Source organism: Bacillus haynesii (genome assembly GCF_001969855.1).
Lineage (GTDB): Bacteria > Bacillota > Bacilli > Bacillales > Bacillaceae > Bacillus > Bacillus haynesii.
The window spans coordinates 102025-116093 of record NZ_MRBL01000011.1 but is presented as its reverse complement, the minus strand read 5'-3'; the positions used below and the strand labels follow the sequence as shown (position 1 = coordinate 116093).

Sequence of the window (14069 nt, the reverse complement as noted above, 5' to 3'; positions counted from 1 at the left end):
AGCAAAAAACAACACGGCACAAGTATCGTTTATGCCGTGTTGTTTTTTGCTTGTAGAGATAAAATATATTTTTTCCTACAAGCTTTTTTATTTCATAAAATTTCTTGTCCATTTTTTAATCTTCATAAAAACACGCCAAAACACCTTAAAACAAAAAACTTAAAGAGAAATGAATTCTCAAAAGTAGCAAGAATACTGGACAAGTGTACTCTCGTTCAACGGTCATGGAAAGTTTGAAAATGCAGCTCCAATTAGTGTAAATATGGAAGGAGATCATCTTAAAATTATATACGATGCTCCTCAAGCGCCAATCAATCATAGTTTATATGTTGATAGCATAAAAGGCGGTATGCAACCGCTGATTGGATGGGAGGATTTGACCCCCGCCGCAAGAAAAGCTCTGAATACACATGACTTTGGTTCTGCCAATGTTCCTTTTGATTGCTGGCAAAAGCAAACCTATAGCAGCGTCAGCGATGTCACACAATATTCCGCCGTGTAACGTACCCATCGGATTATGAAGTCTTTTAGAAGCTTCCAACTCAATAACCACTCTATCTTCTTCAACTTCAATCACTTTAAATCCAAGAATTTGCGCAACTGGAGAGTCAGGTATTTCACCAGTCATCATTTTCTTTAAACCGTCTAAGTGGTGGTTCAATATATTCACCATCCATTCATTAGATTTCAAATCGTTAGCAGTATTAGTCGTTTAATATACTTTCTGTATCACTCAAAATTGTCCTCTCTTAATAGAGCCTTTTATTTGTACGCTCTCAGAGCCGGATAGATTTCAAGTCTAAATTTGAAACCAAGGGTGATAAACCCTTGGTAGATGCATTTATTTCACCTCTGAATTATAAAGGTGGATCTTCAATCATAATTCTTTAACACGATTGCTGAATTATGTCCGCCAAAACCAAAAGAATTTGATAGCCCATATTTCATTGGAAGATTTCGCGTTTTTGAGACAATATCTAAGTCGCAATCTGGATTTGATTTTCTACATTAATAGTTCGAGGAATAATTTCTTGTCTCAAACTTTCCACTGAAGCAATTGCTTCTACTCCGCCAGCAGCACCGAGCATGTGACCAGTCATTTATTTGTTTGCATTTGTTAGAATTTTGTGGGAATTTTCACCAAACAATTTCTTAATAGCTAGAACTTCTGAACGATCACCTATTTGTGTACTTGTTGCATGAGCACTAATAACATCAATTTCACCTGTTGATATATTTGCACTTCTCAATGCTTTTTTCATTGCTAAGTAGGCACCCTTACCTTCTGGGTGTAATGAGAGCTTATCTCATTTTCATTCCAAATTTTATGAAACTCAGGTGCGGAGTCGGTGCCGATATTGAATACATAGAGCCATCAGATAACCGCGGGTCGGGATCCTGGTTTTCTCATCAGTTAGATGATTTTCCAGACGGAACTAGAGTTTTATTTGTTGTGGTATAAACTCGAAGGAGTAACAAGAATCACCCGTTATCGGACGGGCGCCTTCATTCGCCCGCCTGATATGGTGGATTTGTCTGTTGATGGTGTAAACTAGCTAAAGTAGAGAAAAATAGAAAGCGTAAAAATAAATGTAAAAGAAATCGAAGGAAATCTTAAATTTTATAGACTTACTCAAGAAGGAGAAGCTACATATGATGAACGTACTTTAATGTTGTATTCATTTTTATTTCTCATTTGGTTCAAAATAGTAGACGGGGGAAGAAATACAAGTCAATAGCTGGTGATTCTCACTAATCTAAAATTAAAGAGTTGAGACGTGGAAATATCCACTTGTTCTTAAGATTAAACAGATTTTTGTTAGGAAGATAAATTGAGTGGATGGAGTAATTTAACGAGATGAGGTGGGGATGTTTGTTATGAAAGCAATTAAAATCATTAAAATATTAAATAATATTGGAGATTCAAATTAAAGAGGGTTTTACTAAATGGAAATTAGGCTAAGAATGCGTTATTAAAATCGGCAAAGTAATGCCAGACACTTTGCCGATTTGATGTCCATGCACAAAGCGTTTACTCATAACTGTTTATTAATCATTTCCCCTTCGCCTTTTTCCGCTTCTCCTTCTCCGTCCGATAAAACTCATGAAACATCTTCATTAGCGCGCGCTTCTCAATCCGTGATACATAGCTCCACGAAATCCCGAGCTCCTTCGCGATTTCGCGCTGCGTTTTCTCTTTTTTTAAATCAGGGCCAAACCGGCCGACGATGCCTTCTTTTTCTCTGCCGTCCAGGATGTCGATGTATTTTTTTACTTTTTCAAGCTCCATGTTGAGCTGGATGGTATCGATGACATCCTCATTTTCAGATTTCAAGATATCCATTAAAGAAATTTCGTTGACTCCTAGACGTTATCCGTTTTTGTTGCGTTAAAGAGATAAAGAATTAACTTGTTTTTTAGGGAGCTTACTGTTATCGGTTAATTTTATTAGGTAATATCCTTTTACTTGATGGGAAACTCAAACTAATTAAAAAATAGCGAACTATATCGGCATTTTTTTGCTACTACATTAGAGAATCTCTCTAGGCGTAGCCATGACATGCTATCAAATGCAACTCATGATTAACTTTCAAAAAAACTTTTGTCGGTTGATACGTAGGGTTCAACGTTAATCCTATCATTGTTTGACAAGTGGTATGGAATAGTTTAGGATTAAAGTAAATATTTATATTTTATCCACTGGGGGAGCTTTTAGAAGCTGAGAAGAGACATAAGTCCTGACCCTTTGAACCTGATTTGGTTAACACCAACGTAGGGAAGTGAAAAAATTAGAGAGATTTTTTTATCTTATCTATATTTAAGCCACTTTCCATATGAAAGTGGCTTTATTTATTTGAAAGGATGATATTAAAGTGACAACTAAAAAAGTTTTTTTAGCAGGGCCTTTTAAAAGTTTAGTAGATGAGAATACCGGATTGATGAGTTTACATGAAAGGGGAAAGTTAGAGTCATTAATTTCTTTTTTTGAAAATGAAGGATGGTTAGTTCATAATGCCCATAAGCGAGAAGGATGGGGGAAAGATTTCATGACACCCCAACAATGCACTAAAATTGATTTTGATGAAATAAGCACTTGCGACCTTTTTGTAGCCTTTCCTGGCTCACCAGCTTCTCCTGGAACGCATATAGAAATTGGATGGGCTTCAGCCTTTAAAAAAAAGATAGTGTTATTACTAGAAAATGATAGGGATTACGCATTCTTAGTTCAAGGGTTAAATGTAGTAGCTGATGTTGAATACATAAATTTTAAAGATACTGATGATTTATTAGAGAAGATTAAAAGTATCCTTATGAAATAAAAGGTGGAATCTAAATGAGAAAGAAAACTTTTCATGAAGCATATATGGAAACCCTGTATGACATCTATTACAACCCTGAATTTTTGAATTCACCGCGTGGACAAAAAAGCAAAGAACAATTGAACTATCATCTGACCCTTGAAAATCCAATAGAACGTGTCACTTACTTACCCTCTAGAAAAACAAATATCGTGTTTAATTTTGCTGAAGTTTTATGGTATTTATCGGGGAATAACAACTTAGATTTTATTAGTTATTACAATAAAAAAATGCCTTTATATTCAATGAATAAAAAAACATTAACAGGTACTGCGTATGGGCCTAAAATATTTGAATTTGGAAACGCAAAACTAAATCAATGGAATAGAATAAAAAATCTTTTGACACAAGAAGACGTTGATTCAAAAAGGGCTTTTATTCAAATATTCGATGCCTCGGAACTCTTCGTTTCTGGAAATATTGATGTTTCTTGCACAATCGGTTTGCAATTTTTCATAAGAGAAAACAAGTTATACATGTCTTCCGTAATGCGTGCAAATGATGCATTTCGAGGAATGATTAGTGATCTGTTCTCTTTTACATTTATGCAAGAATTAATGGCGAGAGAACTTCGTTTAGAAGTCGGGGAATATTTCCATAATGTTGGTTCTATTCATATTTACGAATCGGACAACGAATGGGCAAAAACAGTACTTGAGGAAGCTAAAACCCATAATGATATCGCGGCTTTTGAATTTCCTAAAATGCCTGCCGGGAATAATTGGGCCTTCATCGAAACAGTTTTAGAATATGAGGTTTTGCTTAGAAAAGATCAAATTTCAATGTCAAAGCAGGATATTGAAACTCTAGACTTACCTGAATATTGGAAACAGATTCTTTTACTTTTCAGTATATATCAGCATATTGCTTATAAACGAGATATGGATCATTCTCTATTTCAAGGGTTACTTCCTATTTATCAATTTTTTGTTAGAAATAAGTGGTTTAATTACTTCTCAACTAAACAAAAGGAGGGAATTTAATGAAAACTTCTTGGAAAGAAGACAGTGTTGCTGGTAAATTCGATGCTTATAACGACGTTTTAGAACAAACATTAGGTTTTGAGTATGTTTTTCGTAAATTTGATAAAGCGGATATTAAAAAGGTGCTCGATTTTGGCTGTGGTCCCGGAAAGGTAGCATATAGGTTAGCTGACAGAATAGATTGCAATGTAATCGCAGTAGATGAATCAAGTAAAATGTTAGATATAGCAAAGACAAAAAGAAAGCATCCACATGTTGACTATCATTTAATTGAACATGATAATCTTTCCTTCTTACCAGATCATTCAGTTGATGCTGCAATGGCCTGTTACGTCTTTATTAATACAGAGAGTGATCAACGTATCAAAAGAATTATGGATGAAATTTTTCGTGTGTTAAAACCGGGTGCTTCTTTTGTTATACTCGATACCAACCCTGATTCAACTGGAATAGAATTTTCAACCTTTCGCAACGGAATACCGGGGAAAGAATATTCTTATGGAGAAGAAAGAAATGAGTGGCTTCATGTTCCTGAACAAGCGGATTTAATTTTAAATGACTTTCATTGGCCGAAGTCAATGTACTATAAGCTTTTATCTAGTGCAGGTTTTGAAAGTGTAACTTTACTAGAACCAACGTTAAAGGAAATTGACGGAGAGCAGTTAAAGGCTATCGAACAAAAATTTAAATTTAATAATTGGAAAAGTGAAAAGGAATATCCGCCTTTTATCATTTTTGAAGCGGTTAAACCTACCTAAAGGAGGAGTATAAGTTGACGGATATCTACAAAGCACTTTCGATTGCTGGAACAGATCCAACTGGGGGAGCAGGAATTCATGCAGACCTAAAAACCTTTCAGGAGCAGCAAGTATATGGAATGGCTGTTATTACATCAGTTGTTGCTCAAAACACACTTGGTGTGAAAAGTTTTGAGGAGGTATCTCTGAATAATATATCTCAGCAAATAGACTGTGTCATTGGAGACATAAAACCGGATGCTGTAAAAACCGGTATGCTTGCAAGTGTGGAAATTATTGAACTAATAGCTGAAAAATTAAAAGCGGCTAATATCCAATCGTATGTGATGGACCCAGTTATGGTTGCTAAAAGCGGACATCATCTGCTTCATAAGGATGCCGTTAATCATTTGAAAAAATTATTAATACCTCAAACAACTGTTATTACACCAAATATTCCAGAAGCGGAAGTAATCATCGGCAAATCAATAAAAACGATACAGCAGATGCGTGATGCTGCTAAAGAAATTGTGGAAGTATACGGGGCAAAGAGTGCTGTCGTAAAAGGGGGGCATATGAACGGAGAAGCTCGTGATATTATGTATTTTGATGAGGTCTTCGAGGAATTTGTTTCCCCTCGCTTTGATACAAAACATACCCATGGGACAGGCTGTACTTTTTCTGCTGTCATCACTGCAGAGCTAGCAAAGCAGCACAGTATACCAGAATCAGTAGCAACTGGAAAAGAATTTATTTCAGCAGCCATTAAACATCCTATAGGGATTGGGAAGGGACAAGGGCCTACAAATCATTTCGCGTATCGCTCAATTATGAATCAAGAGACAACTACTTAAGGAGTGTTACGATGATCTATAAGAAATATGATGTATTTTTATTCGATTTAGACGGAGTAATTTATATAGGAGACAAAGCTTTACCAGAAGCTGTTTCTTCTTTAAAACGCCTCCGTGAAGAAAAGAAATCCATTCGTTTTTTAACGAATGATCCCTGTGTTACAAGAGAAACGATTGTTAAAAGGCTTCATAAACTCGGTTTTTCAGCAAGTATTGATGAAGTGATTACTTCGGGGTGGGCAACAGCTAATTACCTTGTTAAGGCTGGAATAAAGAGAGCATATATATTAGGAAATGATGAACTTAAAAGCGAGATTCAAAAAGCTGGTATTGATCTTGAAGAAGACCTAGCAGAGGCTGTTGTCATTGGATGGGATCACAATATTACTTTTCAAGATATACATAAGGCGGTAAATCTCATCCGCAGTGGGGCTTCATTTATTGCTACAAATGGGGATAAAACATTTCCCACCGCTAAAGGACCAGCTCCAGCTACAGGTGCCATAGTTGAGGCTGTTAAAACGGGAGCAGATAAAGAGCCCATCATCATTGGAAAGCCGGAGTCTTCAATATTTGAAAAAGTACTTGAGTCCTTTGAAGACAGAGAAAGATGCGTCATGATTGGAGATACACCTGAGACAGATATTATTGGAGCGAACCGAATGGGTATATCTTCTATCTTAGTTTCTGATCAAAATACTTTATTTCCTGTAGAACATGACTTTAGAAATCCAGATGTTGTGATCCGCGATTTGAAGTATTTGTTCGATAGTGAAGTTATGATAGAAGTACGTGAGAAACCAGATTATCAATGGACAGAACAAGTTAAAGCTGGAGTCGCTGGAATAATAATCAAAGAATCAAGTTCGGTTTTATTAATGAAGCGTGCTGATAATGGTCAATGGGGCATACCTTCAGGACATGTAGAACCTGGTGAATCAGTTGAACAAGCGATAATAAGAGAAATAAAAGAGGAAACCGGATTAACTGTTAAAGTCTCTAAAATGATTGGAGTTTATTCAGATCCAAGCTCACAGACATTTATTTACCCTGACGGAAGAGTCAGTCACTTTATTACCAACTGTTTTCAATGTGAAGTGATTGGAGGAGAATTGAAAAAATCCACAGAGGAGGCTTTAGAAATTAGGTATTTTAATATCCACGAGTTACCAGAAAATCTACTGCCAATGCACCCTAGGTGGTTGGAGGATGCCTTAGCACAGAAAGACCTTGCTTTTATTCGTTAAGTTAACTTTATATTTTCTATTAGTAAGATGAAATATGCTAACAATTGTAAAGGGAATCAAATAGAGAAGATGCCAAAGATTAAATTGGTATCTTTTTTGGTTTTCATCCCTACAGGTTTATCCTTGATGCAGTATCAGTGACTATTTTGCACACAAAATGAATGTAACTTTATGCAAACATAGAGATTGAATGGGCCTCCACGTTTGAAATATAGGATCGGAAAAAACAAAGAATTGCAAAATGAAAAAAGACTGGCATGCCGAATTGGGAACGTTAGGCTCTCCATTTTTTAACCATAATTCATATAAACGTAAAGAAATGGTGCAAAGTGAATATACGAGTGTAATGAGAATAAGCTTTCATAACCAATGATATGGATTCACTATGTTGAGGGTCTAACTTAGAAAACCATACCAAAACATCTCGGTATGGTTTTTTATATTATAATTATTCAATCCCAAAACAACTTTATTTGGAATGGGAAGATTATTCTTCCCAATTTAAGAGTTTTTATTTTAATATATAGAAAGAAAATCAATTTCCATATATGAGGGGATACCAAGCAGTGTTGGTATCTTTTTTATTTGTGCTTTTACATTATTCAATCTCTGTATTTGGTATCATTAATTAGATAAAACTTAGTCTAGAACAGAAGTCGTCTCATAAGGAGTATCAGTTGATTAAATTTAGTTAAGTGATTATAATTAAATTGACTTAATTACTTAGGGGTGATTTGGTGAATCTCATGCATGCACTAGATAAATCGTATTACGAATGGGCTTTGAAAAATCTCCGTGCAATGAATAAAGATAATGTCTATAAGAACCTAACCTATAACAGCTTATTATATTTAGAGATGATTCTATACAACGAAAATTGTACAGCTAGTTTTTTAGCTGATACACTCCATGTGGCTCGTTCAGCTGTAACTGTGAAAATTAATGAGTTAGTCTCTAAAGGTTTGGTAATCAAAACACCTAGTAAAACAGATAAACGTGTAAGCTACTTGAAAGTCAGTCCTGCAGTTGCTAAAGATTATATAAGAATTGACGATTCCTTACTAGCTGCCACGAAAGAAATTGAACAGACTTATAGCAAGGAAGAAATTAAGGCATTTACAGAAATGCTTGAAATTATTCAAAAGCATTATACGAGAGGGGATAAGTATGAAAAGTAATGTATTGAATCACAATGATATCTACCTTCAAAAAGTGCCTATTAATAATCTCCAAACTCTATTCAACTATGTTTACATGGATTTTTCTTTCTTGAAGGGTACTTTTCCTTCAAGAATCATAAACTCTGCTATAAAAAAAGGTATTTTACACCCGGTATATCTCACGAATGGGTCTGACATATTTGGATATGCTCTATATCAAGATGTGCCCAAGTTGAATTGTATACATGTTCTATTTCTTGCAGTTTTGCCTGAGTACCGTTCGACTGGATTAGGTAGTGTTCTTCTTGCTCGTTTGAATGGAATAGCAGAGAATGGCCTCATTTTAGAAGTGGAAGACCCTGAAACGGCGAAGAGCGAAGAAGAATTGGCGATTCAGACTCGTCGCATCACTTTTTATCAAAGGAATGATTTTCATCTTATTGATGATGTGAAGTTTAGTCATTTTGGTTATGCTATTCGAGTGATGACCAATTTTAATCCTCCTAATCAGGACTGGCTTAAATTTTATCGGAATTTGTACAATCGTGTTTATCGAATTTGCGGAGTGCCTTTGTCTACATTTACACTTAAAAATCGATAAAATTAAAAGAACCCTACATCTAGATGGGAAAGTTAGGACGGATATTGTTTTGGCTCACCATTTTTTAACCATAATTGATATAAACGTATAGAAATGATGGCAAATGAATATAAGGATTGTAGTGAAAACAAGCTTCCATAACCAATGATACGGATTTACTATGTTGAGGGCCTAATGGAATGAAAAGAAGCCGGAGTTTTAGACCGGCTTCTATGACATTATTTCCCCTTCGCCTTCTTCCGCTTCTCCTTCTCCGCCCGATAAAACTCATGAAACATCTTCATCAGCGCGCGCTTTTCAATCCGCGACACATAGCTCCGCGAAATCCCAAGCTCCTTCGCAATCTCCCGCTGCGTCTTTTCTTTCTTCAAATCAAGGCCGAAGCGGCCGACGATGACTTCTTTTTCTCTGCCGTCCAAGATGTCGATGTATTTTTTCACTTTTTCAAGCTCCATGTTGAGCTGGATGGTGTCGATGACGTCTTCGTTTTCCGATTTTAAGACATCGATGAGCGAAATTTCGTTGCCCTCTTTGTCCTGGCCGATCGGGTCATGGAGGGAGACGTCTTTTTTCGTTTTTTTCAATGCGCGCAAATGCATGAGAATTTCGTTTTCTATACAACGTGCCGCATAAGTGGCGAGCTTCGTTCCTTTTCCGGCTGAATAGCTTTCGATCGCTTTGATCAGCCCGATCGTTCCGATGGAAATCAGGTCTTCTGCATCTTCGCCTGTGTTCTCGAATTTTTTGACGATATGGGCGACAAGTCGGAGGTTATGCTCGATCAGCATGTTTCTCGCGTGTTCATCCCCCTGGGCCATCAGCTCCAAGTACTTTTTTTCGTCACTGCTTGACAGCGGTTGTGGAAAGGCATTGTTTTTCACATATGATACTAAAAAAACGAGTTCCTTGATGACATAACCGAGCGCTGCAAAAACACCTGTCATTAACGGCACCTCCACAAAATGTATGTAGGCAGAAGCCTATATGTAAATGTATGTGGGAGGGGGGATGTCTGTGTCTGTACGCGGCAAAATTGCCGGACTGCCAAATATTCCGGCATTCTGTTCGGCATGCGGCCGCTTGTTTTCGCCGGTGATGGCTACTGGTGCAATCGCTTCCATTTTTTAATTGTTTACAAAAGTTAACAAGAGCGGGATAATAAAGGTAAGGGGGTGAGGGTGCCGGACGGTTCACCATAGGGTAAACGTTATCAATCAGTCAGTCCGGTGCGGCAGATGAAAAACAAACGTCTTTTCATACTTTCGTTGATTGTGCTGAGCGTGGTCATGATCGGAGTTCAGGAAACCTTCCCAAACCCGCTGACGACAGGTTTAATGACTGTCGTTATTGCGGTGGCAGTTTTTAATATTTTAAAAGAATCGCTGAATAAAAAAGATGAAACACACAGTAAATGAGGCGATAGAAAGCGAGTGCTTCTATCAAAAAAACCGGCTCAAATGATGAGCCGGTTTTCTTATTGGTTATTCTTTCAGTGCTTTTCCCATGCCTTTTAAAAATTGCAGGCCGAATCCGACGGCGCGATTGATGTCCGGGTCGTTCATAGCTTTCAGCAGATCGAGGACCCCGGTTTTTTTATCGCTTTTTAAAAAGTCCTCTCCTTGTTTTGTACCGGCGACGATGCTTTCTACCAGTTTCCCCATGACTTCCGGTTCGGCTTTGGAGAGAGCGCCGCCTGCTGCAATGGCTGTATTCATCAGGTTTTTGGCTGGCTCTTTAGACAGCTGGCCGAGGACGATTTTGGCGATGTCTTCCTTCGCGCCGATCATGCTGTCTGCGGCATCAAGAACCCCGAGGCCGTTCAGTTCGCCGAGAAGCTTCATCGTTTTTGAAACGGCGGCTTCCTGTTCAGCCAAAAGGGTTTTGAGTTCTTCCAGTTTTTCAAGCTTCATTTGCTCCTCAGATTTATCTTCTTTGTGGATGGCGGTGATGGGAGCTGCCATATGTGATGACCTCCTTTTGATTTAGTCTGTTAAATGAACGTACCCCGGACGCTTCCATTTCCGCTCGACTTCAGCCCCGTTTTGCGGATGGCGCTTCTTATTGCGCGGATTTGTTTTTGGAAGCGGCGGTGCTGCACATGCGCCGAGCACTTCCATACGCACTTTGGTCTGCTTGTAAGCAGGTGTATTGGTGCGCGCATCTACTGCGGGACCAGTCAAGAAATTGATCGCAGATTCTTTATCTGTCGAGTTCATCGGCAGATACAATTCGTTCGCTCTGACCCGGTCTGTCACTAGCGCGGTTAATTTTACGGCGCCAAACGGCGAGATCAGTCTGACCTGCGATCCGTCACAGATGTCCCGTTCTTTGGCGAGCTCAGGCGAGACTTCAACAAAGACGTCCGGCACTTTCGCCTGGATGCCTGCCGATTTGTTCGTCATATTGCCTTCGTGAAAATGCTCCAGCATTCGGCCGTTATTAATGTGAAGGTCGTATTCTTCAGGAAATTCGGCAGGCTCTGTCCAGTCTGCAAGGGCAAAGCGCGCTTTCCGGTCAGGAAAGTTAAAGCCGTCTTCATACAAAAGAGGCGTGCTTTCTCCGGTCAGGCTGCCCCACAGGAAGCTGTTCCATCCTTCAATTGCGTCATAATCCGCCTTGGCGAACAGCGGAGACAGGCTTGCCATTTCTGAAAAAATGTCTCCCGGGTGGCTGTAATGCCAGTCAGCTCCAAGCCGGTTTGCGATATCTTGAATGATGACCCAGTCGGGCTTTGCGTCTCCGAGCGGCGGAAGCGCCTGATACAATCGCTGGACGCGTCTTTCCGTGTTTGTAAAAGTTCCATCTTTTTCAAGTGAAGCTGACGCAGGCAGAACGACGTCGGCGTATTGGGCTGTTTTCGAAAGGAACATATCTTGAACCACAAGGAAATCAAGGCTTGATAAAATGTCATGAACCCGGTTTGCGTTTGAATCGACTAAAGCCATATCTTCTCCGACGATATACATGGCTTTCATTTTGCCTTCTTCAACGGCGTGCAGCATTTCGATGTTGTCAAGTCCGGGTTTCTCGTCGATTGTTGTGCCGTAAGCTTGTTCGAACTTTTTCCGTGCTTTGTCATCTGTAATATGCTGATATCCTGGAAGCCAGCCGGGAAGCGTCCCCATATCGCAGGCGCCCTGGACATTGTTATGGCCGCGGAGCGGGTACGCTCCAGCGCCCGGGCGGCGGTAATTGCCGGTAGCTAAAAGCAGGTTTGAAATCGCGGCGGACGTGTCGGAACCGCCTGTGTTTTGGGTGACTCCCATCCCCCAGAGGACGCACGTGCCGTCGGCGTCGCGGACCATCTCAGCGATTTGGATCAGCGTCTGTTTACGGATGCCTGTGATTTTTTCTGCATATTCAAGGGTGTATGTCTCAAGCGATTGCTTATATTCTTCAAAGAAATTGACGTTTTCTTCGATAAACGCCTGATCGTGCCAGCCTTGGTCGATCATATACTTCGTCACGGCCATCAGCCATACTTGATCAGTTCCTTGCCGCGGTCTGATGAACAGATCCGAGCGTTCGGCCATTTCGTTTTTGCGAAGGTCGGCGACGATCAGCTTTTGTCCGTGAAGCTTATGGGCGCGCTTCACACGGGTTGCCAGTACCGGGTGGCCTTCGGCCGGGTTGGCGCCGACGATGATGACGAGGCCTGCTTTCGCGATGTCTCGAATGGTGCCTGCATCGCCGCCCATGCCGACTGTGCGGAACAATCCGTCTGTTGCCGGAGACTGGCAGTACCGCGAGCAGTTGTCGACATTGTTAGTGCCAAATACTTGCCGCGCCAGCTTTTGCATCAAGTAGTTTTCTTCATTCGTGATCTTTGAAGACGAAATAAACCCGACGGCGTCTTTTCCGCTCTGCTCCCGAATCGAGCCTAATCTGCGGGCGACGTAGTCAAGCGCTTCTTCCCAAGTTGACTCGACAAATTCGTCATTTTTACGGATCAGCGGTTTGGTTAAACGTTCTTCCGCATTGACAAAATCCCATCCGAATTTCCCTTTCACGCACGTCGAAATGGCGTTGACAGGAGCTTCTGACACAGGCTGAATTTTTAAGATGTCACGGCCTTTTGTCCATACTTCATATGAACAGCCGACACCGCAAAATGTACAGACTGTTTTTGTCTTTTTGATCCGCTGTGAACGCATCGCCGCCTCGACTTCTGAAACGGCAAAGATGCTGCTGTATCCCGGCTCTACATCTTTGACAAGGTCGATCATCGGCTCCATGACATCCGGTTTGATGCCTGTCATAAAACCGGCTTTTCCAAGCATTGATTTTTCCATTAACGCATTGCACGGACAAACCGTGACACACTGCCCGCAGCTGACGCATGAGGACTCGTTGATTGAAACGCCTTCATCCCAGATCACCCGCGGCCGTTCACGCTCCCAGTCAATCGAGAGCGTCTCATTGACTTGCAGGTTTTGGCACACTTCAACACATTGTCCGCATGCGATGCACTGATTCGGATCATAGCGGTAAAAGGGGTGTGACATATCGACTGCGCAAGACGGGTCTTCTTTAGGTGTGTAAGGGTACTTCTGCTCTTCGATTCCCATCATTTCTGCGGTATTATGTAGCGTACAGTTGCCGTTGTTGTTGTCGCATACCGTACAATAAAGCAAATGGTTTTCGAGCAGGCGGTCCATTGCTTCTTTTTGTGCTGCTTTGACCTGTTCTCCCGACAGGTTGATTGTCATTCCGTCTTCTGCCCGCAGGGAGCACGCCCGTTTTAATTTTCCATCTGCTTCCACAATACACGTATCACACGTTTGAATAGGATCCGTCTCTGGAACATGGCATATTTGCGGGTGTTCAAACCCGTTTTTGTTCAATATGTCTAAAACGGTTGCCCCGGCCGCTGCTTCAATTTCTTTGCCGTCTATCCGGACACTGATTGGCTTTCCGTCCATCTTCATTTCCCTCCATCATGTTTTCAAACTCAAAAAAGCCATGTACATATATACCGATCCCGGTGCGGAAAGCGGTATAAACATACATGGCGGAATAGTTTACTAGCAAAGCTTACTAACAGACCAATCCTATATTGTCAGAATTCGATAGATTCATAACACGACGGTATTATAAATCCATCAGCCCGGCTTTTATTATAAAGTGA

The 14069-nt window shown here is 40.2% G+C and carries 13 protein-coding genes, 4 pseudogenes and 1 riboswitch; of the genes and pseudogenes, 11 read left to right on the top strand and 6 right to left on the bottom strand.

Annotated features, from left to right (window positions below; all coding sequences use genetic code 11):
- Together BTA31_RS23180 and BTA31_RS23635 are read left to right on the top strand one after the other, a co-directional pair.
- Positions 1–237, top strand: a 237-nt coding sequence (locus BTA31_RS23180) for a hypothetical protein (RefSeq protein ID WP_204513339.1), incomplete at its 5' end; no start/stop codon positions are given.
- Positions 238–262: 25 nt separating this feature from the next.
- A complete protein-coding gene (locus BTA31_RS23635) occupies positions 263–502 on the top strand; it encodes an NPP1 family protein (protein ID WP_338152955.1) in 240 nt (79 codons plus the stop codon).
- Here the strand turns inward: BTA31_RS23635 and BTA31_RS23630 are convergent.
- Positions 500–628, bottom strand: a pseudogene (locus BTA31_RS23630) (PaaI family thioesterase); the annotation flags it as partial. The gene BTA31_RS23635 and the pseudogene BTA31_RS23630 sit on opposite strands and share 3 nt — an antisense overlap.
- 245 nt (positions 629–873) lie before the next feature.
- Positions 874–1292: pseudogene (locus tag BTA31_RS10915) on the bottom strand (beta-ketoacyl-[acyl-carrier-protein] synthase II); the annotation flags it as partial.
- Between the two features lie 50 nt (positions 1293–1342).
- Here BTA31_RS10915 and BTA31_RS23280 point away from each other — a divergent pair.
- A pseudogene (locus BTA31_RS23280) lies at positions 1343–1462 on the top strand (sporulation protein); the annotation flags it as partial.
- A gap of 591 nt (positions 1463–2053) precedes the next feature.
- Here BTA31_RS23280 and BTA31_RS10905 read toward each other — a convergent pair.
- Positions 2054–2359, bottom strand: a pseudogene (locus BTA31_RS10905) (sigma factor-like helix-turn-helix DNA-binding protein); the annotation flags it as partial.
- A 333-nt stretch (positions 2360–2692) separates the two neighbouring features.
- Positions 2693–2796: riboswitch (TPP riboswitch) on the top strand.
- Positions 2797–2873: 77 nt separating this feature from the next.
- On the opposite strand from BTA31_RS10905, the gene BTA31_RS10900 reads away from it, so the two are divergent.
- From BTA31_RS10900 to BTA31_RS10870, 7 genes are all read left to right on the top strand, one after another.
- Complete coding sequence (locus tag BTA31_RS10900) at positions 2874–3320, top strand: nucleoside 2-deoxyribosyltransferase (protein WP_076791499.1); 447 nt, start codon at positions 2874–2876, stop codon at positions 3318–3320.
- 14 nt (positions 3321–3334) lie between these two features.
- Positions 3335–4342, top strand: coding sequence for a thymidylate synthase (locus tag BTA31_RS10895; RefSeq protein ID WP_076791496.1), 1008 nt, complete (start codon positions 3335–3337; stop codon positions 4340–4342).
- A complete protein-coding gene (locus tag BTA31_RS10890) occupies positions 4342–5100 on the top strand; it encodes a class I SAM-dependent methyltransferase (protein WP_076791494.1) in 759 nt (252 codons plus the stop codon). The genes BTA31_RS10895 and BTA31_RS10890 overlap by 1 nt, the downstream gene beginning before the upstream one ends.
- A 14-nt stretch (positions 5101–5114) precedes the next feature.
- Positions 5115–5933: a bifunctional hydroxymethylpyrimidine kinase/phosphomethylpyrimidine kinase gene (gene thiD, locus BTA31_RS10885; protein ID WP_076791491.1), complete on the top strand. Its 819-nt coding sequence runs from the start codon at positions 5115–5117 to the stop codon at positions 5931–5933.
- Positions 5934–5944: 11 nt separating this feature from the next.
- A complete protein-coding gene (locus BTA31_RS10880) occupies positions 5945–7180 on the top strand; it encodes an HAD-IIA family hydrolase (RefSeq protein WP_076791489.1) in 1236 nt (411 codons plus the stop codon).
- A 746-nt stretch (positions 7181–7926) separates the two neighbouring features.
- A complete protein-coding gene (locus tag BTA31_RS10875) occupies positions 7927–8358 on the top strand; it encodes a MarR family winged helix-turn-helix transcriptional regulator (RefSeq protein WP_239693173.1) in 432 nt (143 codons plus the stop codon).
- Positions 8348–8941: a GNAT family N-acetyltransferase gene (locus BTA31_RS10870; RefSeq protein ID WP_076791483.1), complete on the top strand. Its 594-nt coding sequence runs from the start codon at positions 8348–8350 to the stop codon at positions 8939–8941. Before BTA31_RS10875 ends, BTA31_RS10870 begins: the two co-directional genes overlap by 11 nt.
- Before the next feature lie 218 nt (positions 8942–9159).
- Here the strand turns inward: BTA31_RS10870 and sigK are convergent, their stop codons facing one another.
- Positions 9160–9885 carry an RNA polymerase sporulation sigma factor SigK gene (sigK, locus tag BTA31_RS10865; RefSeq protein WP_003183729.1) on the bottom strand — a complete coding sequence of 242 codons (726 nt, stop codon included), beginning with the start codon at positions 9883–9885 and terminating at the stop codon, positions 9160–9162.
- Between the two features lie 291 nt (positions 9886–10176).
- Here sigK and BTA31_RS10860 point away from each other — a divergent pair, with 291 nt between their 5' ends.
- Positions 10177–10356: a hypothetical protein gene (locus BTA31_RS10860; protein ID WP_154495329.1), complete on the top strand. Its 180-nt coding sequence runs from the start codon at positions 10177–10179 to the stop codon at positions 10354–10356.
- Between the two features lie 66 nt (positions 10357–10422).
- Here BTA31_RS10860 and BTA31_RS10855 read toward each other — a convergent pair whose 3' ends face one another.
- Complete coding sequence (locus BTA31_RS10855) at positions 10423–10902, bottom strand: helical membrane plugin domain-containing protein (RefSeq protein WP_043928347.1); 480 nt, start codon at positions 10900–10902, stop codon at positions 10423–10425.
- A gap of 21 nt (positions 10903–10923) precedes the next feature.
- Positions 10924–13863, bottom strand: coding sequence for a formate dehydrogenase subunit alpha (gene fdhF / locus BTA31_RS10850; protein WP_076791479.1), 2940 nt, complete (start codon positions 13861–13863; stop codon positions 10924–10926).
- Between the last annotated feature and the right edge of the window lie 206 nt (positions 13864–14069).

What these genes read in the sequence shown, in the direction of transcription:
- BTA31_RS23635 (WP_338152955.1), top strand. Translation starts at nt 263, where the DNA reads ATGGAAGGAGATCATCTTAAAATTATATACGATGCTCCTCAAGCGCCA.
- BTA31_RS10895 (WP_076791496.1), top strand. Translation starts at nt 3,335, where the DNA reads ATGAGAAAGAAAACTTTTCATGAAGCATATATGGAAACCCTGTATGAC.
- BTA31_RS10890 (WP_076791494.1), top strand. Translation starts at nt 4,342, where the DNA reads ATGAAAACTTCTTGGAAAGAAGACAGTGTTGCTGGTAAATTCGATGCT.
- BTA31_RS10880 (WP_076791489.1), top strand. Translation starts at nt 5,945, where the DNA reads ATGATCTATAAGAAATATGATGTATTTTTATTCGATTTAGACGGAGTA.
- BTA31_RS10875 (WP_239693173.1), top strand. Translation starts at nt 7,927, where the DNA reads ATGCATGCACTAGATAAATCGTATTACGAATGGGCTTTGAAAAATCTC.
- BTA31_RS10870 (WP_076791483.1), top strand. Translation starts at nt 8,348, where the DNA reads ATGAAAAGTAATGTATTGAATCACAATGATATCTACCTTCAAAAAGTG.
- sigK (WP_003183729.1), bottom strand. Translation starts at nt 9,885, where the DNA reads ATGACAGGTGTTTTTGCAGCGCTCGGTTATGTCATCAAGGAACTCGTT.
- BTA31_RS10860 (WP_154495329.1), top strand. Translation starts at nt 10,177, where the DNA reads ATGAAAAACAAACGTCTTTTCATACTTTCGTTGATTGTGCTGAGCGTG.
- BTA31_RS10855 (WP_043928347.1), bottom strand. Translation starts at nt 10,902, where the DNA reads ATGGCAGCTCCCATCACCGCCATCCACAAAGAAGATAAATCTGAGGAG.
- fdhF (WP_076791479.1), bottom strand. Translation starts at nt 13,863, where the DNA reads ATGGACGGAAAGCCAATCAGTGTCCGGATAGACGGCAAAGAAATTGAA.